This window comes from Psychrobacter sp. PAMC 21119 (assembly GCF_000247495.1).
In the GTDB taxonomy this organism is placed as follows: domain Bacteria; phylum Pseudomonadota; class Gammaproteobacteria; order Pseudomonadales; family Moraxellaceae; genus Psychrobacter; species Psychrobacter glaciei.
The window spans coordinates 58,243-80,842 of record NZ_AHVZ01000026.1 but is presented as its reverse complement, the minus strand read 5'-3'; the positions used below and the strand labels follow the sequence as shown (position 1 = coordinate 80,842).

General features: G+C 42.9%; 20 protein-coding genes. 13 read left to right on the top strand and 7 right to left on the bottom strand.

Translation table 11 applies throughout. From position 1 onward, the window contains the following. From RH96_RS10495 to RH96_RS10470, 6 genes are all read left to right on the top strand, one after another. The coding region (locus tag RH96_RS10495) for a M3 family metallopeptidase (RefSeq protein WP_010200727.1) at positions 1-1,253 on the top strand (1,253 nt) is incomplete at its 5' end. After that, entirely contained in the window at positions 1,254-1,511 is a 258-nt protein-coding gene (locus tag RH96_RS10490; RefSeq protein WP_010200725.1) for a YheV family putative metal-binding protein, read from the top strand. It abuts the gene before it with no gap. Positions 1,512-1,669: 158 nt separating this feature from the next. After that, positions 1,670-2,239: a hypothetical protein gene (locus RH96_RS10485; protein ID WP_010200722.1), complete on the top strand. Its 570-nt coding sequence runs from the start codon at positions 1,670-1,672 to the stop codon at positions 2,237-2,239. A gap of 27 nt (positions 2,240-2,266) precedes the next feature. Continuing rightward, entirely contained in the window at positions 2,267-2,839 is a 573-nt protein-coding gene (locus tag RH96_RS10480; protein ID WP_010200721.1) for a hypothetical protein, read from the top strand. Between the two features lie 143 nt (positions 2,840-2,982). After that, positions 2,983-3,903, top strand: coding sequence for a haloalkane dehalogenase (locus tag RH96_RS10475; RefSeq protein WP_010200715.1), 921 nt, complete (start codon positions 2,983-2,985; stop codon positions 3,901-3,903). Positions 3,904-4,109: 206 nt separating this feature from the next. Beyond that, positions 4,110-4,745, top strand: coding sequence for a hypothetical protein (locus tag RH96_RS10470; protein WP_010200714.1), 636 nt, complete (start codon positions 4,110-4,112; stop codon positions 4,743-4,745). Between the two features lie 500 nt (positions 4,746-5,245). Here the strand turns inward: RH96_RS10470 and pnp are convergent, their stop codons facing one another. Both pnp and RH96_RS10460 read right to left on the bottom strand, forming a co-directional pair. Further along, a complete protein-coding gene (gene pnp, locus RH96_RS10465) occupies positions 5,246-7,360 on the bottom strand; it encodes a polyribonucleotide nucleotidyltransferase (protein WP_026037290.1) in 2,115 nt (704 codons plus the stop codon). A 578-nt stretch (positions 7,361-7,938) separates the two neighbouring features. After that, on the bottom strand, positions 7,939-9,420 hold the full coding sequence (locus tag RH96_RS10460) for a lytic murein transglycosylase (RefSeq protein ID WP_010200711.1): 1,482 nt from the start codon (positions 9,418-9,420) through the stop codon (positions 7,939-7,941). A 294-nt stretch (positions 9,421-9,714) separates the two neighbouring features. On the opposite strand from RH96_RS10460, the gene RH96_RS10455 reads away from it, so the two are divergent. Continuing rightward, a complete protein-coding gene (locus RH96_RS10455) occupies positions 9,715-11,181 on the top strand; it encodes an AAA family ATPase (RefSeq protein ID WP_010200709.1) in 1,467 nt (488 codons plus the stop codon). Between the two features lie 6 nt (positions 11,182-11,187). After that, positions 11,188-11,802 (top strand): retron system putative HNH endonuclease, encoded by a 615-nt coding sequence (locus tag RH96_RS10450; RefSeq protein ID WP_010200708.1) that lies wholly within the window; start codon positions 11,188-11,190, stop codon positions 11,800-11,802. Positions 11,803-11,878: 76 nt separating this feature from the next. On the opposite strand, the gene RH96_RS10445 is transcribed toward RH96_RS10450, so the two are convergent. From RH96_RS10445 to msrA, 3 genes are all read right to left on the bottom strand, one after another. Next, entirely contained in the window at positions 11,879-12,592 is a 714-nt protein-coding gene (locus RH96_RS10445; RefSeq protein ID WP_010200705.1) for a DUF1499 domain-containing protein, read from the bottom strand. 69 nt (positions 12,593-12,661) lie between these two features. After that, complete coding sequence (gene tmpT, locus RH96_RS10440) at positions 12,662-13,330, bottom strand: thiopurine S-methyltransferase (RefSeq protein WP_010200703.1); 669 nt, start codon at positions 13,328-13,330, stop codon at positions 12,662-12,664. Positions 13,331-13,502: 172 nt separating this feature from the next. Continuing rightward, positions 13,503-14,024, bottom strand: a complete 522-nt coding sequence (gene msrA, locus RH96_RS10435; RefSeq protein WP_010200702.1) for a peptide-methionine (S)-S-oxide reductase MsrA — start codon at positions 14,022-14,024, stop codon at positions 13,503-13,505. A gap of 275 nt (positions 14,025-14,299) precedes the next feature. Between msrA and cmoA the strand changes: the two genes are divergently transcribed. After that, positions 14,300-15,085 carry a carboxy-S-adenosyl-L-methionine synthase CmoA gene (gene cmoA / locus RH96_RS10430; RefSeq protein WP_010200698.1) on the top strand — a complete coding sequence of 262 codons (786 nt, stop codon included), beginning with the start codon at positions 14,300-14,302 and terminating at the stop codon, positions 15,083-15,085. A 50-nt stretch (positions 15,086-15,135) separates the two neighbouring features. Further along, positions 15,136-16,179: a tRNA 5-methoxyuridine(34)/uridine 5-oxyacetic acid(34) synthase CmoB gene (gene cmoB, locus RH96_RS10425; RefSeq protein ID WP_010200697.1), complete on the top strand. Its 1,044-nt coding sequence runs from the start codon at positions 15,136-15,138 to the stop codon at positions 16,177-16,179. A gap of 285 nt (positions 16,180-16,464) precedes the next feature. On the opposite strand, the gene RH96_RS10420 is transcribed toward cmoB, so the two are convergent. Next, complete coding sequence (locus RH96_RS10420) at positions 16,465-16,683, bottom strand: DUF2788 domain-containing protein (RefSeq protein ID WP_010200696.1); 219 nt, start codon at positions 16,681-16,683, stop codon at positions 16,465-16,467. 557 nt (positions 16,684-17,240) lie between these two features. On the opposite strand from RH96_RS10420, the gene argS reads away from it, so the two are divergent. The 3 genes from argS (at position 17,241) to RH96_RS10405 (ending at position 21,243) form a co-directional block, all read left to right on the top strand. Further along, positions 17,241-19,070, top strand: a complete 1,830-nt coding sequence (argS, locus tag RH96_RS10415) for an arginine--tRNA ligase (RefSeq protein ID WP_010200694.1) — start codon at positions 17,241-17,243, stop codon at positions 19,068-19,070. A 119-nt stretch (positions 19,071-19,189) separates the two neighbouring features. Continuing rightward, positions 19,190-20,005: an SPOR domain-containing protein gene (locus tag RH96_RS10410; protein WP_010200692.1), complete on the top strand. Its 816-nt coding sequence runs from the start codon at positions 19,190-19,192 to the stop codon at positions 20,003-20,005. A 143-nt stretch (positions 20,006-20,148) separates the two neighbouring features. After that, positions 20,149-21,243: a PTS transporter subunit IIC gene (locus RH96_RS10405; protein ID WP_026037289.1), complete on the top strand. Its 1,095-nt coding sequence runs from the start codon at positions 20,149-20,151 to the stop codon at positions 21,241-21,243. Positions 21,244-21,359: 116 nt separating this feature from the next. Here RH96_RS10405 and RH96_RS10400 read toward each other — a convergent pair whose 3' ends face one another. Then, positions 21,360-22,376 carry an SDR family NAD(P)-dependent oxidoreductase gene (locus tag RH96_RS10400; protein ID WP_010200689.1) on the bottom strand — a complete coding sequence of 339 codons (1,017 nt, stop codon included), beginning with the start codon at positions 22,374-22,376 and terminating at the stop codon, positions 21,360-21,362. Positions 22,377-22,600: the final 224 nt, after the last annotated feature.

The window sequence follows — 22,600 nt, the reverse complement described above, 5'->3', positions numbered from 1 at the left end:
ATAACGTGGCAGAAGTAGAAACCTTTTTGCGCGATTTGGCTACGCAAGCCACTCCAGCTGCTAAGCAGGATTTAGCGCAACTGCAAAAATATGCGCAAGATTATGGCATTGATGATTTGCAGCCTTGGGACAGTGCTTATATCGCTGAAAAAGTAAAACAAAGCGAATTTAGTTTATCGCAAGAAGAGATACGCCCATACTTCCCATTACCAAAAGTCATTAGCGGCTTGTTCGCCATTGTTGAGCGTTTATACGGTATCAAAGTACAAGAGCAAGACTTTGACAATGCTGATGCTGATGTTTACTCTGCCTCTCGCTGGCACAACGAGGTAAGCTTCTATCAGTTGTTTGATGCTGACGATAACTTACTTGGTGGCTTTTATTTTGACTTGTTTGCCCGTAGTGGTAAGCGCGGCGGTGCTTGGATGAGTGGTTTTCAGTCGCGTTATACTTATGACGAGCAGGACCATCAGCAGCTACCGGTTTGCTTTATGGTCGGTAACTTCACGCCTGCCCTCGATGGCAAACCAAGCTTATTGACCCATGATGAAGTACTGACCTTGTTCCATGAGTTTGGTCATGGGCTACATCATCTTTTAACGCAAGTGACGGTCGGTGATGTCGCGGGTGTTAATGGTGTTGAGTGGGATGCAGTCGAGCTGCCCAGTCAATTTATGGAAAACTGGGCGTGGGATGCTGAAGGTATTGCCCTTATCAGTAGCCATGTCGAGACTGGCGAGCCCTTGCCTAAAGACAAACTTGCAGCCTTACTGGCAGTAAAAAACTTCCAAAGCGGCATGCAAACCCTGCGTCAAATCGAGTTCTCACTGTTCGACTTATTGATTCATGCACACACGCCATCACTTGATTATGATGGTATCTTGGCAACCTTAAATACGGTTCGTAACGACATTGCCATCATGCAAACGCCTGACTATAACCGCTTTGCCAATGGTTTTAGTCATATCTTTGCAGGTGGCTATGCGGCAGGTTATTACTCATATAAATGGGCAGAGCTATTGTCTGCAGACGCTTTTAGTAGGTTTGAAGAAGAAGGTATTTTTAATCCAGTGACCGGTAAAGCTTTCCGTGAGAGTATTTTATCGGTTGGTGGGAGCTTCCCCGCCAAGACTAACTTTGAGAACTTCCGTGGTCGTAGCGCCAGTATTGATGCCTTATTGCGCCACAGTGGCTTTAGCAATGTTAAAAACATCGATGCCGCCAATGCCAAAAGCAATCGCGAGGTTATTTAGATGCGTTATCAATCGTCACGCCCAAAGCGCCGATTTTTGGCGGGCGTCCGCTGTCCCAAATGTCAGGCGATGGACGCGGTGGTACAGGTAAATATTACGACGCCTGTGCCTGATGAGTATATTGAATGTACTAAATGTAGCCATGCAGAACATCGCCCCGACCCTGATGCTATCAGTGCCAAAAATCATGCGGAAGACCAACTCGCTCGTGATGCGATGGCGACAGGCACCAGTGGTACGGTAAAATTTAAAACTTAAGCAAACAAATAATACTGATACTGATACTGATACTTAAAAGTTTTTTAAGTGCTTTATTATTTAACAGTACTTTAAGCCTATCTAGCAATAGATAGGCTTTTTATTTTGAGTTTGCTATAGTATGGCTACTTATATCTTTGACATAAATTGACCGTAGTATGAAAAATAAAAAAAAGCATCCTTTGTTGAGCAAACGTGAAAAAGCAAAAGCCGCTAAATCGCGCCGTAGAATCTGGATAGCGATTATATTGGCACTGCTATTCATTGTTATCGGCTATTTAGTTTGGGCGCAATCTGTGCCTGAGACTAGAAAAACTGGCAGCAGCTCACCATCAATCGCTGAGCAAAACGAGGCTGCACAGTCTGCTGCTATGCCAGCAGAAAATGTCCTCAGTGAAGTCAATAGTGATGACGCTATAACGAGTGAAACGACTGTCCTTGATCAGAATGCTACCGCCGCTGATACAGCTGACAACTTAAATAGTCAAGTACCAAAACCTGCTACCATCTTAAGCGCTCCTTTACCAAAAACGGATAGTCTGGCCAAAGAAGAAATTGATCGCTTAGAAGATGAGCGTAAACGCTGGGCTGCCCAAGAAAAGCTGGCATCTGAACAATTAGCGATGAATAAAAAATTGACGGATATGAAGGAAGATCAAATTGCCTTGCTCGAACAACAAATCGCACAATTAGAAGCAGAAAGTACCGTACAAGCTAAGGTAGAATAAACATACTATTTTTTGAAGGGGCTGACAATGGCGAATCTACAATTGACGCATGCCCCTATTTTAAATAGCAGTGCCCAATTACTTATCTTACCAGTTAATACTGCTGGCATCCTGCTCGACCCTATCCTCGCACGAACCAAGACGCTATTCGCTGATAACTACCATCACTATCGTCGCGCGTGCCGTGACGGTAGTCTAAACGCTGGTAGCTGTTTACTCCACAAACGCACACGAGAACAGTCTGGCCTTGGCGTCAGCAGTAATGGTAATCAACCCAGTTATATTGCCAATCTTGTTATCTCAGATCACCCTTATCATCCGACGCGGTCGCGCTGGCTCACTGACGCTTTAACAGACTTGCACCATCAGCTTATTCCTCTTATTCGCCATCAAGGCATCCGCAGAATTGCCCTATTTGCCCGCCCACTTATCGATAGTCATTTACACAGTACTGTAAGCAGTTCGCCTCCTGAATCCAACGTAGCCACCTCACTGCCATTAAACTGGTATCTCGATATCTTGCCTTTACTAATTCAGCAACTACAAGACCTTCCTAAGCTGCGTATTGATGTGCACGTACCCAAAAGTATCGAGATTTAAGAACAAATAGGATGTTTGTTGGTGCATAGCACAATCTTTAACATTCAAAAAACATGACACCGATAATGGCTTGAATGCTATGCTAAATGAGTGTTTACTGTTTGAGAAAGCACGGTTATTTATTATCAGGATAAGGATACCCTATGAAAATACTTAGAACCCCCGATTCATGCTTTGAAAACCTAGCCGATTACGGTTTTTCGCCGCATTATATGATGGTCGATGATGGCGAAGGCGGTGAGCTGCGTGTACATTATCTCGATGAAGGTCCCAAGGATGCCGATCCGATTTTACTACTGCATGGCGAGCCTTCATGGTGTTATCTATATCGTAAAGTAATACCGATACTGACAGCGGCTGGACATCGTGTCATCGCGCCAGATCTCCCTGGTTTTGGCCGCTCAGATAAACCTGCCGCCCGTACGGATTATACCTACCAGCGCCATGTCGACTGGATGCAATCCGTACTTGATCAGTTAGATTTAACAAATATCACATTATTTTGTCAAGATTGGGGTGGCCTAATTGGTCTACGTCTCGTGGCAGAAAATCCAGACAGATTTGCTCGAGTAGCAGCTGGCAATACCATGCTCCCCACAGGAGAGCACGATCCAGGAGAAAGCTTCCGCAAGTGGCAGCAATTCTCACAAGATACTCCGAAGTTTCATGTCGGCAGCATTATTAATAGTGGCACTACGACCGAACTATCACAGGCAGTAATCGATGCTTATAATGCACCCTTCCCTGATGAATCCTATAAAGAAGGTGCAAGACAGTTCCCCATACTAGTACCGACCACACCGGACGATCCTGCTTCAACAAAAAACCGTGCCGCCTGGGGCGAGCTTGGCAAGTTTAATAAACCTTTCATTACCCTGTTTAGCGATTCTGACCCTGTCACTGGTGGTGGTGATCGAATCATGCAAAAACTTATCCCTGGAACTAAAGGTCAAAACCATAGCACTATTATTAACGGTGGTCATTTCTTACAAGAAGACCAAGGCGAAAAATTGGCTGAGCTACTGGCTCAGTTTATTGCTGACAACCCTATTAATAATGATTAAGAAAATTTAATATTTTCTTCGTTATCACATGCAGCTCAATTGTTACCGTTTAATGCTTTAAACCATGGCATGTATCTTCCTGTAGGCATTAAACGGTATATTTATATCCATATATTGATAAAAAAATGCGCTTAGCTTAGTATCCATTTTATAGGCAAATACTATAAAAACTTATTACATTCAAATTTAAATAAGGATAACAAGCTATGTCAAACAACAATGCAAAAAATGATGCTGCTGAAAATTCAAAAAAATCTACCAACAATAAAGCAGTGACTGGCGTAGAAGTGGTCAGAGAGGATACCGTGGTATTTGAGGACGGCGACTTTGAAGCGTACAACGCTGAGCATGACTACGAGGAAGCTAAAGACGATAGTACTGCTAAAAGTGATATGTCAGATAAAGCAAGTAAGAATAAAGATTCTGATAAAAATCAAAAATCTAATAAAGATGACAAATCTAATAGTGACGATAAAGACGCTCAGTCTGACAAAAACACCAAAGACAGCAAGTCTAATCAAAAAGACAAGACCAGCAAAAAAGATAATGCTGATCAAGAGGATAAATCTAGCATTACCATGGCAGGCATTTATCAGTGGGCGTCAAAGCTGAAAGACGACTTTAAATCTGATGCTAGTGGTATGACTCAGGATGTCTCTGAAAAAGCGACGGCTATGATGCTTGGCAAACTATTGGATGCGGTAGATCTTGAATTAGCGGCCTTTGATAAGAGCTTAGACGTCGCCAAAAATTTGGTCACGACGGCTGAGGAAAGACGCAAAAAGATCGCTGCTAAAAAAGAAAAATATCAGGGTATGATCGACAAGTTAGATCAAGAATAGTTACTCTGGTTAATTAGAAAATTATTCTAGAGTTTTATCAATCCAATGTTGAACGTTTGAAATGAGCGTTTGGCGTTGGATTTTTTGTTGTCAGTGCTTAGGTACGATTTTATTAAAATGAAATGTCATTGAAGAGATTGGATGGAGACAGCAACATTCAACCTGATATAGTTGAATTCAAGTAATTTCGATACAAGGAAACCGAGCGCAAGTTATACATTAGTATGCTTAGCGAGGATGACGATGTAGCGGATTTATATGGATTTGACTATATAGTCAAAATACCCTAGAAATGCTACGATACTGCTGATATTGATTTTTTGTAGCCTCTGTCTGCACAGGCACAGCAAGCAAGAAAAATTGATATCAATAGTGCGTGATGTATCGGTATTACTTTTCACTGACTATATAAATGTAAATACTTATTTAGCCATAAAAAAACCGCCTTGAGTGCTATTAACTAACAGCCTAAAGCGGTTTTTTATATCAAGCGAAAGTACTTATTCAGCAGTCGTAGTTGTACCCTGCTCAACGCCTTTCATAGTCAACTTAATGCGACCACGGTTATCAACGTCTTGTACGAGCACCTTAACGGTTTGACCTTCTTTTAAATAGTCAGAGACATTCTCAACGCGCTCTTCTGCAATTTGTGAGATATGCACTAAACCATCAGTGTTTGGCAAGACGTTAACGAACGCACCGAAGTCAACGATACGAGCGACCGTACCTTCGTAAGTTTTGCCCACTTCAACTTCAGCAGTCAATGCTTCGATTTTACCAATAGCTGCTTTGGTTGCTGCTTTGTTTTCACCAAAGATACGAATCGTGCCACCATCGTCGATATCGATAACTGCGCCAGTTTCTTCCGTTAGCTGACGAATCATCGCGCCGCCTTTACCGATGACGTCACGGATTTTGTCCGGATTGATTTCGATAACGGCATAGTTAGGGGCATGCGCATTGATTTCAGTACGGCTCTCAGGCAATACTTTATTCATCGCATCTAGGATATGGATACGACCAGCATGTGCTTGCTTAAGCGCTTGCTCCATAATGTCAGGCGTAATCCCTTCGATTTTGATGTCCATCTGAAGTGCAGTAATACCGTCTTTAGAACCAGCAACTTTAAAGTCCATATCACCAAGATGATCTTCATCACCTAAGATGTCTGATAGTACAGCGAAACGCTCGCCTTCTTTAACCAGACCCATCGCGATACCAGCAACTGGGGCTTTAATTGGTACGCCTGCATCCATCAATGCCAAACTTGCACCACAAACAGATGCCATAGAAGATGAACCGTTTGATTCAGTAATCTCTGATACCACACGGATGACATACGGGAAGCGTTCGCTATCTGGAAGCATTGCTTGTACACCGCGACGTGCTAAACGGCCATGACCAATTTCACGACGTTTTGGAATACCTTCACGACCCGTTTCACCGACTGAGAAATGCGGGAAGTTATAATGCAGCATGAAATGGTCACGGATAGTGCCACCTAGTGAATCAATCATGTTGACGTCACGGCTGTTGCCAAGAGTAGTTGTAACCAATGCTTGCGTCTCACCACGTGTAAACAATGCTGAACCATGCGTATATGGTAGAACACCAACTTGCACATCAAGCGCACGAACGGTTTCAGGGTCACGACCATCAATACGCGGCTTACCTGACAAGATATTGTCACGAACCGTACGATATTTAAGGTCGTTATAGATTTCTTTGAGCTCAGATACCGTATCAGCATAGGCTTCTGACTCAGCATCACCAGCAAGCGTATCAATAATTGATTGCTTAATTTCGTCAAGCTTAGTGTAGCGCGCTTGTTTATCAGTAATCGTATAAGCGTCAGCAACTTGCTCGCCAAACTGCTCTTTCATGCTGCTGGTAAGTGCTTGATCACGCTCAGGGGCGCTATACTGCTGCTTAGCAGTACCAATTTCTTCAGCCATTGACGCAATGTTATCAATAACGATTTGCTGCTGTTGATGACCGTAAAGTACTGCACCTAGCATCTGATCTTCTGAAAGCTCTGCTGCTTCTGATTCAACCATCAATACGGCAGACTTAGTACCAGCCACAACCAAATCAAGATCGCTCTCTTTGAGCTGCTCGATTGTTGGGTTCAGTACGTACTCACCATTGATAAAACCAACACGGGCAGCTGCGACTGGACCATTGAATGGCGCGTCAGAGATAGCCAGTGCCGCTGAAGCACCAATTAATGCAGCGATATCTGCTGATTGAGTCTTATCTGACGATACAACCGTCGCAGTAATCTGAATCTCATTCACATAACCTTCAGGGAATAGCGGACGAATCGGACGGTCAATCAAGCGTGACGTTAATGTTTCAAACTCGCTCGCACGACCTTCACGTTTGCCATAAGCACCTGGGATTTTACCCGCTGCGTACATTTTTTCTTGATAGTTGACGGTCAATGGAAAGAAGTTTTGGCCTTCTTTCGCATCAGACTTAACAACGGCAGCCACTAGGACAGTAACACCACCCATGTGAACTAAAATAGAGTTGGCTTGACGAGCGATACGCCCTGTCTCGATAACAACCTGCTGGCTGCCATATTGGAATTCACGTTTAACAGTATTGAACATTGTCGGATTTGTCATATAATTTTCCTAATGTTGACTGACGAAAATAATATCAACGTCATAAGCGCGTTAATATTTGTCATTAAAATTCTTTGTCTCTAGCTCCTGAGGAACAAGTCTCTTATCTGCAAGTCCTATCGATGAGACTGATAGTGTCACCTGCCTATCTTATGCATTTGTCTACAGTAGACATCGTACTATTACATATTTTTAGTCGTTCAAATTCGTTTTTTCATCAATATAGTCAAAGCTTATGCCAAGCAGCAACCATACATATATGATGTTTTTCTATCTTTGCTAAGGCGCTACTACAGATATTATAGTCAATCCACTATAAAAGCGTTACAGCGTTAACCTCGCTTGAGGTATTAAATATACATCTACACTCGGTTGCCTTGTACCACTTTTAAATTGAACCGACTATAGGTAATCGATATCTATAGATAATCGATTGATCAAAAAGAAGCCACGCTAATCATATTAGCGTGGCTTTTTTTAATCCATAACAATTAGGTTTATCAAAAACTTAGCGCATGTCTTCATTTTAAAAATAGTAATAAAAATGAGAACATGCAGTCGTGCTATGAACCTTCGTCAACACGTACGAGCTTCACGCTACCATCAGCACTCGTCACGCGTCGATAACGCGTATTGCCAGAACTCGATGGTCGAGCCGATGACTGAGGTGAATAAGTGTTGGGACTGCTCGTCTGTTGTTGAATCAACTGTCCCATGCGATCAGCAGAGGCAGGCTGTAAAGGCTGACTGTTCGCTGGCTGACCATATTGATTACCATATTGTGTGCTTCTTGGAGCTATGTTTCCTGCATTTCCAATGATTGAACGGTAAAATTTCTGTCCTGCGCGTCCATCAGCGGGGAAGATGCCTTTACTGGTTTGGTACTGCTGAATCGCAGTGCGAGTATTGTCTCCAATAATGCCATCGACTTCACCAATATCATAACCAGCATTTAACAGCGCTTGTTGAATGTCTTTTGCTTGCTGGCGACTGATACCCGGATCGTCGGTAGGCCAAGCAGTGACAAAGTCAGTTTTGCTGCTGTCTTCTTTAGTGATTAGGTCTGATAAATGCGCGATGGCTAAGGCGTAATTCTCTGACGCATTGTACGAATAAAACGTATCGAAGTTTTTACCCACTAAGAAAGCAGGGCCTTCAGCGCCTGCAGGTAATAGTAATCCTGCACTATTCAAGTCGTAAGGCAATGGACTGCCATTGGCGAGCGTTAGACCTTGATCGCGCCAGTGGCTGATAGATTTTTTGTTCTTTCGGTCAGACGCGGCCCAATAACCACTGGGCAATTTGACTTCGTAACCCCACGGCTCGCCAGTACGATAACCACGATTGTCCAAGAAGTTAGCGGTAGAGGCTAGCGCATCAGGGACACTATTAACTAAGTCGCGACGACCATCGCCATCAAAATCAACGGCCAATTCTAAAAAAGTGCTCGGCATAAACTGCGTTTGCCCAAAAGCACCTGCCCATGAGCCAGTCATATCACTTGGCGCGATATCACCATTTTGGACGATTTTTAGCGCATTGGCATATTCACCTTGGAAGTAGCTCTGACGACGGTCAAAACAAGACAGCGTCGCTAAGGATTCAAACAACGGCTTTTTGCCCAATGTCTGGCCGAAGTTTGACTCAACACCCCAGACGCCTAATACGTGCTCGGCTTTGACCCCATAGCGTGATTCGATTTTACGCAAAGTATCTGCCCACTGGCGCTTGGCACGAATACCGTCTTCTACACGCTCGCTATCGACCAGCGATGAGAGATAATCCCAAACGTCTTTTTGAAACTCAGGCTGATAGTTCAATGATTGAATGACGCTAGGATCAGGCTGGCTTGGGCGATAGTTGTTAAAGGTATAACCATCAACTCCGCTAAACTTGCTAGAGTTTTTTAATCCATCTAGACATTGTTGTAGCTCGGCATTAGACAAGTTTGGTGCTTCTGGTCGGGCGGCTTGGGCAGTGCTAGCAAAACTCAAACCAACAGCAAGGCTAAGTAGCGATAAAGTAGAAACTGGAGTCAAACGCATGAAAATATCCTATAAACGTCAAAGTGGTCATTAAGAAAGGATGCAGAACTGGTTAAGGCAGTATGGACTTAGAGTAACCAATCTAAATAGTAAAGAAAAGGTATCGAAGCACTCAGTTACTATAAATGGACGTTGGCGTGAGGTTAGGAGAGGGTTTTGGGTACGTTGAGGCTTTTTTCCCAAAACAATAGCATTCCTTACTTGTCTTTTAAGTTGTTATACTGATAGGTAAGAATTACCACAGAAATTGATAAAATACCTAAATATTTACTACCTATAAAAATAAGGTAAACAATGAAAGTCAAACGCTTACACCTACAAAACTATGGTCGCTTTGATGACTTAAATATAGACTTTGCACCAACAGCGGAGAAGACAGGTAATGTCACTGTAATCGTGGGTAATAATGGCGCGGGTAAGTCGCAAATTTTGCAGGCGTTAGCTACTGGGCTTAGTTGGTTTGTAGAAAAATTAAGTGATGAAAATGCAGATGGAGTAGAACTAACGCAATCTGATATAAAAAATAATAAACATTTATCATCAGTTAAAGTTTGTATTGAAGATTTCAGTTCTATTGAAAAAAACAAGAAATGGGTTGAAGAAAATATACAAGCAGATTGGAAGATTGATGCTACTACAGAAAAGAAGTTTAGACCTGCTACCTATGGATTGAGAGTCAATAGGTTATCTAAAGTAATCAGAAGCTATATTCATAAATTCAAAAATAATGAAGAAGTTAGTCTACCTATATTTGCTTATTATTCTGTAGACCGAAACATTAGAAATATGGCAGTCGAGGTTAGGGACAACCATATCAATAATCAGTTTGCAGCTTATGATGATGCACTAAAAAAGACAGTAAATTTTGATAGTTTTTTTTCTTGGTTTCGTGAACGAGAAGACATCGAAAATGAGAAAAGAGCTAATTCTGCGAAATCAGATGAAAATCAAGATGAGTCAGCGTTAATAAAATCATTAAAAAGCAAGTTTGAATATCCTATAGGTGAGGGTGGAAAAACACTAACTAAAGAAGAGTTGGATCCATTTATGCTAAATTTCATTACTGAATTTAGAATGAGTTTTTTCTCTCAATTAAATAAAGTTGATGATAGATTGCTTTCCTCTGTACGTAAATCTATTGGATTTTTCACTAGCTTTGAAAATGTTCATATCCGCCGCCAAGGCACGCCTACTATGATAGTAGAAAAAGATGGCGAAGAGTTAGACGTCAACCAACTTTCACAAGGTGAAAAGTCTCTTCTAGCCTTAGTCGGTGATATTGCACGTCGTTTGGCTTTGCTTAATCCAAGTCTTGATAATCCGCTAGAAGGTGAAGGCGTGGTGATGATTGATGAAATGGATTTGCATCTTCATCCAAAGTGGCAACATGACTTGATTGATAAATTCGTCAAAACTTTCCCTAATGTGCAATTTATTTTAACCACCCATTCGCCGCATGTTATCAGTGATCGGCCTGATATTTTAGTTTATGCTCTTGATGATGGTGAGCTAACTCAAGTACCAAATGTTTATGGTGAAGACGTCAATACGGTTTTAACTAAAGTATTTGATGTACCAATTAGAGATCCAAAAGCACAAGCAGACTTCGACAAGGTTGCAGAACTTATTTATCAGAAAAATTTTGAGAGTGCAGAGAATTACATTATAAAATTAGAAAAACAGATGCCAGAGAATTTAGAATTACTGCGCTGTCGATTGCATCTCACTCAAGCCCAACTTGCAGAAAAAAAAGAGGGCTAGAAAGTTATGCAGAAGATTAACAAAACAGGCTCTATGCCCGATATAACTGCTAAGTGGATTAAGAAACATAATACGCTCAATTGGAACGATTTACCTTTCGATGAAAAAGAGATTTTAAGAGAGCATTTACATACTGAGCAGCATGGACTGTGCTGTTACTGTTGCAAAAAAATATCTACCAAAAGCGCGAGCGTAGAACATTTGCAAGATAAGCATCAACATCGAAAACTCCAGTTTAGTTATAATAACTTACTGTTAAGCTGTGTTTCGAACAAGCATTGCAACATAGCAAAGCAAAGTAAGGAGATAAAAGTTCATCCGCTGCATACTGACTGTGACGATAGCGTTAAAATGAATCCCTTATCCGCTCAGTTGTTCGGTGATAAACATAAAAAAGATGCTGATGAATCAATAGATATATTAAAATTAAACCATAATGAGTTGATTCATCACCGAACTGATTTAATTAAGTTGGTTCAAACATATCTACCATTATTTAATGTGTGTGATGATATCTATCAATTGCAAGAAAATAGCACTTTCAAAGATAGTTTTCTAGCATTGGTTAAAGATTTCCCACAGTATAGGGAACTTGAGTATATCGTGAATAAATTGGCATAATACTGCCATTTGAAACCGATGATTGCTGCCTTTTATGTAGCAAGCATTGCTGATTCTTATAGTTAACCAAACCCAACTACTCCTCCAAAACCTTATCCAACTCATTAATAAAGTCATGAATACGCTCAGCATTTTTGCCCAAATCGCTACCGCCAACCCGTGATTTACTGCGAATATCAAGCAAACGCTCACTGTCGTTATCCGTCACACGTACGACAACGTCGTCTTTAAAGCCGAACCACATCGTACTATCTGTCGCTTCGACAATGCCTTTATCCACATCACTATTTACCAAATCCCAGCCTAAATTATTGACGGCTTGTTCGGTCGCCTTGACCAATTCAGATTGTGATTGCGTATAGCTCAAGGTTTTCAGATCCGGATAGGCGTCACGTTGTTTTTTTGCAGCTTCCGCACCTGCGTACTCAACGGGATTTGGCGCATCAGCGCGTAGTGGGGCAATGGCCTCAAACTTAGGTGGATTGATCAGGTCGGTCGATATATCGTGGATAGGCGGTACACTTTTGCCTTTATTCATCATGCTAAGCGGCATAGCTACGGCAATAGCCGACAGTAGCAGCGCTATTACCGTGCTACCAAGCGTCACTGTTTTGCGTTTAAATATCATTTGTAAAACGAGCAAGATAAGGGCGGCAATTCCAGCAAACACACCGAATTTAAATCCTGTAAAGGCGGTACCCAAATCGACGACGCCATATTTATAAAGCGGACCGGGTAACGCCACCAATAAAAAAGCGATTAAGCTTACGAGACTAACTAGAACTTTCATTAGGTTTCTCCGTTATGATTTAATCGTCGCTTAATCACTATTGAATCACTGCGATAATTAAGCTTATGTTTAATTCAACAGCCAAACATGCTCAGTGACTTTTAGCTCAGGTGCGGAGCCGATTGTAGCAGGTTCATTTATCAGTTCGTTAATTTGATAGTGCTCGCCATAGCATTGCTGTATTTGTTCGCTACTGATGGAGAAGGGCGGTCCATTCTTTTTGCTTTGATCATAATTGAGCGTGATTAACAATTGCGGTGCAAATTTTTTATCAGCAGTATCGCTAAGCTGTCGCACTTGCTCGCTATATTTCATACGCATATTGGCTGGTAAGGCAATCAATGCCGCTTTATCATACACTGCATCCACATTGTCAATATCTTCAGCCGTTAGCGCAAAAATATCAGCGACCCATAGCGTGATGGTTCGTCCTGCCAGCTGACCTTGATAGGATTTAATGGTTGGATTATCCGCATGCTGATATACAGTAGGTACGATATTTTGCTCAGCAAAGAACTCTTGCACGGCTGTCTCAACCAATTCAACGCCAACGACATTATAGCCCTGTGCTGCTAGCCATGCCATATCGATCGACTTACCACATAAAGGCACAAATACTCGACCACCAGCGGGCACGTTTAAATGGCTAAAGCACTTCATTAATAACGGATTCACTTCAGGCTGATTAAAACCAATGCGTTTCTCTTGCCAGCGCGTTTGCCAAAACTCAGGGTTCATAGGTTCGCCTTTATTGGTTAAGGTTTATATTATTAGTTATTTTTATAATAATCTTTTGGGTGATGATACTAAAGGTATTAAAAAGCCAAACACTTATACAATAAGCGTTTGGCTATGATTAAAAGTCGCTAAGAACCACGCTTTATCAGCAGTTTCTTATTTAATATTGTGCTTAACTTACCATGTACTGACTGAATTCTTTACGCAATTTGGCAAGCTTTGGCGGGATTGCAAAGTTGCAATAGCCTTGTCCTGGGTTTCTATTAAAGAAGTCTTGATGCGTCTCTTCTGCTTGATAAAACTCAACAGCAGGATGTACTTCTGTGACCACATTAACACCCATATCACGCAATTTATTAATGGTACGGTCGACGGTTGGTTTTTGATCTTCTTCGGTGTAAAACACGACACTGCGATATTGGCTACCGACATCATTGCCTTGACGATCCATCGTGGTGGGATCATGAGTGGCAAAGAAAACATCTAGGATAACTTCTAGCGGGACGATAGAGTCATCAAACTCAACCTTGATGACTTCAACGTGTCCTGTCGTACCACTACAGACTGCCTCATAGTTGGCAGATACCGCGTCACCGCCCATGTAGCCTGACACGACAGATTGCACGCCTTTTACAGATAAAAATACTGATTCGGTGCACCAAAAACAGCCACCGCCTAATATAATGGTTTGCATAATTTTTCCTATTATTATAGATGTTGTTATAGAGATGGGCTAAGGTCTTTATTTGGATGCAATGTTGTCATTTTTCAATGACCTATTACTTTGAAGAATTTATTACCCTTAGCGCGACCTAATCAGCTTAGCAGGGCATCTGACCGCGATAAGTAACAAACAGTAATGTTATAATGGGCTTTTGCTACGTTGAGCAGCTTTCAACTAAATAATGACAAGCAAGACTATCAATTATTTCCTACTTTAAGTTCTATTATCCAAAAACGAGTCGCACCATGAGCCAGTCCAAGCCTACTATCAAACATGACACCCTATTTGACAAACCATTTACCACACCGCTGGATAAAGCGTCGCGCTTTTCATTTGATGAGCAGGTAGTGGCTTGTTTCCCTGATATGATTCGTCGCAGTGTGCCTGGTTATGGTCAAGTGCTGGCGATGCTGCCTATCTTTGCTCGTCGTCATTGTAAATATCGCCAGCAGGATGATAATGGTCAGCGCGTCAGTCGCATTTATGATTTGGGCTGCTCACTTGGTGCCGCAAGTATGACCTTGGCAGGCGAGTTTGAGCCGCAAGACTTGCAGATCAAAGCGATTGATATCTCACCAGCGATGACGACGGAAGCAAGCACGTTATTGAGTGAGAATTATCCTGAGCATGACATCGAAGTCATCACTGCTGACATTCGCGACGTGACGCTTGAGCCATGCGATATGGTGATTTTGAATTTAACGCTACAGTTTTTACCAGCAGCAGATAGAGTTGCGGTATTAGAAAATATCTATAATGCGCTTAGCGAAGGCGGCATATTGGTGCTAACCGAAAAAACTCACGCGTTTGATGAGCAATATGATGCGTGGTTGGTTGAGCGTTATTATGACTTTAAACGCGCCAATGGTTATACCGAGATGGAAATCAGCGGCAAACGCAATGCACTAGAAAATGTCCTTATTACTGATACTTTGGATGAGCATCATGCACGTTTGGCGCAAGTTGGTTTCAAACGTCATTTGACATGGTTTCAGTTTTTGAACTTTGTCTCTGTGGTGGCGTTTAAATAATCCTTATCTTTAATACAGTTATTTTTCAATCAATACGGTAACCTGCTTTTATGCTCAACGACACTATCATCAACGCCGAACGCGAATTATATCTAACCCTACTAGAGCTGGCGCAACAGCAGCCGAGCGCTTATGAGTGGCTTAAGCAATTACCAACATGGTTAAATGCGATCAAAGACAAAGCTAACTATGCGCACGCGCCTGCTTACCAAGCATCAGTCGCTCGTTTGCCAACATTAACCGTCAATAATGTCGATCTAAACAGCGATACATTGACTATTGATGCCAGTCTCAATGAGTCTGAGCGTAAACAAGCAATGGCACTACTAAAGCAATTGATGCCGTGGCGTAAAGGGCCTTTTCAGATTGGTGGTCAAATTGGCAGTCAGATCGGTAATGATGAATCAGCTATAAAAATTGATACCGAATGGCATAGTGACTGGAAGTGGCAACGAGTGGCGCCGCATTTGGGTAAGCTAGAAGGCCGTCGTGTATTAGATGTGGGTGGTGGTTCTGGTTATCATGGTTGGCGTATGGCAGGGGCTGGCGCTGAAACAGTGATTATCGTTGATCCGTCATGCTTGTTTTATCATCAGTTTATGGCGATTCGGCACTTTGTGGGTAATGCCGATAATTATAGGACGCACTATATTCCCGCACCGCTTGAAGCGTTGCCTGCGCATAGCCAGTTGTTTGATACCGTATTTAGCATGGGCGTGCTTTATCACCGCCAGTCACCTTTTGAGCATTTGCAGCAGCTACGTGGTCAGCTCGTTAAAGGCGGTGAGTTGGTGCTTGAGACACTGGTCATTGAAGGCGATGCCAATACCGTACTGGTGCCACACGACCGCTATGCCCAGATGAATAACGTGTATTTCTTACCGTCAGTTGCAGCATTAATTGGCTGGTTGGAAAAAGTAGGATTCTCAGACGTACGCTGCGTGGATGTGGCAGTGACATCGACGGAAGAGCAGCGTAAAACAGAGTGGATGACCTATCATTCGCTAGCAGACTTCTTAGATCCCAATGATTCGACTAAGACCATGGAAGGGTATCCAGCACCAATGCGCGCGACCTTGATTGCCAAGAGGTAGAGCGTTATTAGTATCTGCCATGAATAAATAGACCTCTTGCACAAGTCATTGCTAACCCTAGGGCGTGTCTTCAATTCACTCGATAGTCATCTAAATGGGCTAAAAATGGCTAAATCTTGCCAAACATCGTCAAATAGCTGGTTAATATCCCGATATTATCTGCGCTATTTTTCTTGTTTGACGGCAATTTATCTCATTTTTATCACCATTTTTGAAATGAAGACACGCCCTAGTAACAAGCTAGGTGTTTATGACCCATCATTGGAAGGTGAGAATATGCCTGAATTAAATGAGCCACTTCTTAAAAGCAACTTCTAATAATATCTTGAGTAAAAATCCTACAAAGCCCGCACCCAGCGCCAAGAAAATCCAAAAAGTACCTGCTCGCCCAGCTTCAGACTTTTTAGAGATATCCCAAACAATAAAGAATAAAAATGCAATGAATATAGGTAATAATACGTATAGTCCCCAACTGGTGACGGTACTGGCGGCAATGGCAAACATGGCATAATCCTATAAAGTGGTAACATACCGTCTATTTAACGCTATCATTCTATGGTTTCTTTGATAGAAATCGCCCTAAGAAAAGCGTATCACCCTCAAATAATGAGCAGTAATAAATAAAACAATAAATGAAAATTAAATAGAAGGGAAAAATACAAAGCATCATTATAACGCGGAAGCAAGTGGGTATAAACTGATGCTAATGAGTCGACAACAGTAACGCTACAATTAGCAGGGCTAACTGTTCATTGCCCATCCTAAATCGCAGCCTATTTATACCGTCTCTTTGGGATTTATCATGAACGATAGCATAGGTAGGCCTTTTAGCTGCATAAATTACTCGCGTTAACTGTTATAACCGTAAGATTTTAGTGCTAATTTTGGTGCAAATGGTGCAATAAAGCGCAAAGATTGTTATATTTACAGGTTACTTATCCTTTTGTATTATTTTATCCCTTGCAATGTCGGTCGCTATTATAATGGGCAGTTATCGACTGCTCGTATTCGCCACATTTTTACACCGTTTTTGTTGTTTATTTAACTGAGTTCAAATCCTTATGTCACAAGCCCAAATTGATACACTTGCATCACTATTCAACGATGCTATTCATACCTTACAAGCCGATGGCACACTACCTGCTGACTGGCAAAATAACAGCCAAATCACCCGTACGAAAGACTTAAGCCATGGTGATTTTGCCAGTAATATCGCGCTTACTGCTGCCAAAGCTGCCAAGGCCAATCCACGCCAGCTTGCCGAAAAAATCGTCAATGCGCTACCTAAGAATCAAGACATTCGCCAAATAGAAATTGCTGGTCCAGGCTTTATCAATGTCTTTTTAAATGCCGAGGCTAAGTTTTCGGTACTAGACGATATCTTTGCGTTACAAGATCGTTTTGGTCTAAGTGATCAGTTTGAAGGGCAAAAAATTCAAGTTGAGTTTGTCTCTGCCAATCCAACGTCCAGCCTGCATGTCGGTCACGGGCGTGGTGCTGCATTTGGCATGAGCGTGTCAAACCTGCTAGAAGCGATTGGCTATGACGTCACCCGCGAATATTATGTCAATGACGCTGGCCGTCAAATGGACATCTTAGCGACCAGTACGTATCTACGCTATCTAGAAGCCAATGGCGAGGAAATACTGTTTCCCGTTAATGGTTATCAAGGCGACTATGTCAGTGATATCGCAGAAACGCTAAAAGCACAACATGGCACGAGCTACGTGCATAGCTTTACAGACGTTGCTAAAGATGCGCCAGAAGATGCACAGTTTGAAACCAATGCCGACGGCGAAAAAGTTCTGTTATCAGGTGATAAAGAAGCCCATATCGATGGCCTGATTGCCAATAGTAAAGCATTGCTTGGTGAGGGCTATGAGCTGTTTTTAAATGCTGCATTGAGCAGTATTTTGGCTGATATTAAAGACGACTTAAATGACTTTGGTGTGCGTTACGAGTGTTGGTTTAGCGAAAGATCGATCGATAGCGAGATTGAGCCAGTACTGCAAGTTTTAGATGACAAAGGTTATCTGTACGAAAAAGACGGCAATATTTGGTTTAAATCGACCGATTTTGGTGATGAAAAAGACCGTGTGGTACGCCGTGCTAATGGACAATCGACTTACTTTGCTTCTGATATTGCTTATCATAAAAATAAGTTTGATCGTGGTTTTGATAAAGTCGTCAACGTTTGGGGCGCGGATCACCATGGTTATGTACCACGGGTAAAAGCGGCATTATTGGCTTTGGGAATTGATGCAGAACGCCTCGATGTGGTACTGGTACAGTTCGTGGCGCTATGGCGTGGTAGTGAAAAAGTACAAATGTCATCGCGTTCTGGTCAGTTTGTTACCTTGCGTGAGCTGCGTGCAGAAGTCGGTAATGACGCTGCGAGATTCTATTATGTGGCACGTAAGCCTGAAGTGCATATTGACTTTGATTTAGAACTTGCCAAATCACAAAGCAAAGATAATTTGGTGCACTATATTCAATATGCGCATGCACGCGTGTGCCGAGTATTAGAGAATTTGCAAAATAGTGGGCTTACAGTAGATGATGCCGTTGGTTTGGCGCATCAAGAATTGCTTGATGCGTCCCATGAAGATGAGTTGATTAAGCTATTGGCAGGCTATCCAGCAACCCTCATGCGTGCCGCGACTGGCTATGAGCCGCATATATTGACCAATTATTTGAAAGATTTGGCCGCATTATTCCACGGCTGGTATGACAGCAATCGTATTTTGCCGGTGAGCTTAACTTCAGGCGAAACACCAAGTCAGGAAGAGATTGAATTGATGCAAGCACGTCTGCGTTTGTCTAAAGCAGTACGCCAAGTATTGGCCAATGGGCTTAGTTTATTAGGGCTATCCGCACCGTCTAGCATGTAATAACTTTCTAACATGTAGTGTCTTTCTAACATGTGGTAATTTTCTAACATGTAGAATGAGTATAGGCGACCGATAGCAATAATTCGATAATGATAGATTCAGTAGGGAGAAAGAGATCCATGCTAGCCAAAAAACCTAAAGGCGCGACCGAAAAGCGCAAATCAAGTAGCGTATCAGGTTTATTATGGATGTTTGTCGGGGCAGTATTGACCTTAATGATTGGGGTGTTTTTGTACCTTTCGCCATTATTCGATTTCAGCCCCGCTGATAGCACTGCCGGCAATGATCCTGATCGTCAGGTAGAGCCTCGCATCGATACTGATACTGATAATAGCGATTACGAGTTCTACGATATATTGCCCAATCAAGAAATGGCCACTATTCCTGATGAAAATATCAGTGAGACAGGTAATGATGGTTTGGGTAGTATCGGTGCTTTTGAACCGGACGTCGTCGTTACTCAACCAGAGAACAACTCAGCCAGTCGTAATGATGATACGGGTAACTTCGGTATTTCTGAAAGCACCTCTATCGAGCCGAGCCGTGGTAGCAATGCTGGCACGACTAATAATAGCGATGATATTGTTATCGTTGAAGAAGACGCTACCTATGATAGTGCGCCGGCTAATGGCAATACAGCAAACCGTACCAATAACGCAGGGGCGAGTACGGCTAGTATTCAACCTGCGAAGCCTGCAGCGACTTATATCTTACAGATTAATAGCTTCGGTGATGCTGATGAAGCCGATCGTCGCCGTGCCCAAGTGTTGATGGCAGGTGTAGACGCGAGAGTGGTCAAAAACACCACAGGCAATGGCTTGCCTATCTATCAGGTTATTTCGCGCCCGATGAATAACCGTCAAGCGGTCACTACTGCTCAGCAGCGCCTACAAAATAATGGCATTGATTCTATTATTGTTGAGCAGCGCCGCTAAGTTACGCCTAATAGCTGCCATACTCATTTATTACTAATAAAAAAAGCGTCGCAATGGCGTTTTTTTTATCTCTGCTTTTTAGCAAAGTTACTTTTTCTGTTGGTCTATTATCTATCATCAAAAATTTCATAAAGAGCGTGGCTATGACTGTCTCTGATTCAGCAACACCGCCTAACGGCTTGATAAAAGCATTTTTCCAAAAGTATTTCATCGATGCCTTTACTGGTATGGCTTTAGGGCTATTTGTCACATTGATTGCTGGTCTGATCATCTCACAAATCGGTGGTTGGTTAGACATGCCAGCACTCATCGCGGTCGGGAAATTGGCCTCTATATTAATGGGGGCTGGTATCGGTGTGGGCATTGCCTATTATCTCAAAGCACCGACTTTGGTTATGCTCAGCTGCTTGGTCGCAGGGATGCTTGGTGCCCACTCTGAAGCGTTGATGGCGGGCACGCTTTTTACCCCGCAAGTGGGTGGACCGGCGACATTCGTGGCTTTGCCCGGCAATCCTATTGGCGCATATTTGACCTCAGTATTTGCTTATCGCGCTGGTACTTGGGTCGCTGGCAAGACCAAACTTGATATTCTCCTAGTGCCACTATTGGTCTGTGCCGTCGCATTGGCAGTTTGCGCCTTGCTTAATCCGCCTATCGTTGCGGCTGTCGCTGCTATTGGTCAAGGTATTCAAGCAGCCACTGAGTTACAGCCACTACTGATGGGGATTGTTATCGCAGTCGTGGTCGGTATTTTGCTGACAATGCCCACTTCAAGCGCTGCCATTTGTATCGCGATTGGACTTGGTGGTGTAGCAGGTGGCGCTGCTGTGGTTGGCTGTGCGGCGCATATGATTGGCTTTGCCGTTGCCAGTTTTAAAGATAATGGGGTTAGCGGTGTGATATCTCAGGGTCTAGGCACTAGCATGCTACAGATTCCTAATGTGCTAAAAAAACCTGTGGTCTTATTGCCTGCTGTTGTCGCTAGTGCCATCGTTGGTCCTATCGCCACGGTAGGCTTTGGCTTGGCATGTACGGCGACAGGCGCGGGTATGGGAACTGCTGGACTGGTCGGGGTATTTGGGGTCATTGAAGCGTCACAAGAGATTATGAGTAGCGCTCAACTATGGACAGCGATTATTTTATTGATGTTTGTATTGCCTGCGGTGATTGCTGGCGTCGTCGCTTATATGATGCGCCGTTTGGGCTGGTTAGTTGATGGTGATATGAAACTGCCTTAATCCTCAAGGACTATTTGATCTTTTCGATATCTCGATAAGACTAAAAATCAAAAAAGCCCTGCTAGTGTAGCGGGGCTTTTTTGACCGTCTTTATCTTTATCTGAATCTTATAGCGACTAGGCCGATTTATGAGCACCAGTTCTAGCAGGTTTCTTGCCTTTCAATTTGCGTGACAGCTTATTGACGTCATTCAGTATCTTGCTATAGCTTGATGGAAACACGCGCTGTACGGCGTCGATTATTTTGGCATCGTTACCGATCAAGCAGCGTGGCTGATTGGTCGCGGCGGCTTGCAGAATAATCCAAGCCGCTTCACTGGCATCGAACTTTAAGAATTTATTAAAACTACTGATCGCTTTGCTGCCACCCCGCATGCCGAGGTCACTGATGCTGTCATTACCACGCGCACTATTGGCGATATTGGTTTTGATGCCACCTGGATGGATGCAAGTGGCTGAGACGCCGCAGCGCTGAATATTCAGCTCTTGACGCAGGCTTTCGGTAAAGCCACGTACCGCAAATTTGCTGGAATTATAGGCAGATTGCGAAGGCTGAGCGGTCAAACCAAAGAGGCTTGAGATATTAATAATGTGACCGTGCTCATTAAATTGGCGCGCTTTGCTGTCTTTACCACTTTCAGTCGATTCGCTTCCTTTGACGCTATTTTTGATTAAGGGTAAAAAGGCTTTGGTGCCATAGACCACGCCCCAAAAATTGATATCCATGACCCATTCCAGCTCATCGATACTGCTACCTTCTACGGTCGAGTATAGCGCCACGCCTGCATTGTTAAAGATAAAGTTTACTTTGCCGTGATCGCTCATGACATCGTCTGCCCATGCTTGCACCGCTTTATTGTCTGAGACATCGAGTACGGTCATGGTGACTTTGACATCATAGCCGACGAGCAGTTCTTTGGTTTGGGCTAACTGCTCGGGATTGATATCGGATAGCGCGACATGACAACCCATTTGTGCTAAATGAATGGCAAGCTCGCGACCCATACCAGATCCTGCACCAGTAATGGCGGCAACATGATTGCGATAATAAGGGGCAATATCATGATCTTTATTAGTAGAAAAAGGTAGGTGCTGACGCAGGGAGCTTGCTATAGAAGTAACGTTATTAAGCATGATAAACAGTCCTTTGTATCATCTGTGATGGAGTCTGGATAGTGCATTTGGCCTTAGCTCTACTGGGCATAGACTCTGAGAGTAAAGCACAAATAGAACCTCTACCTTAGCATGGTTTATAAGGTTAGCTGCCTGCGATTGATAAACGCAGCTGTCATTTTTTGAGCCACTTATAGTCAGTAAAAAGCAATATCGAACCATGACGCACTGCTGATATCAATTTT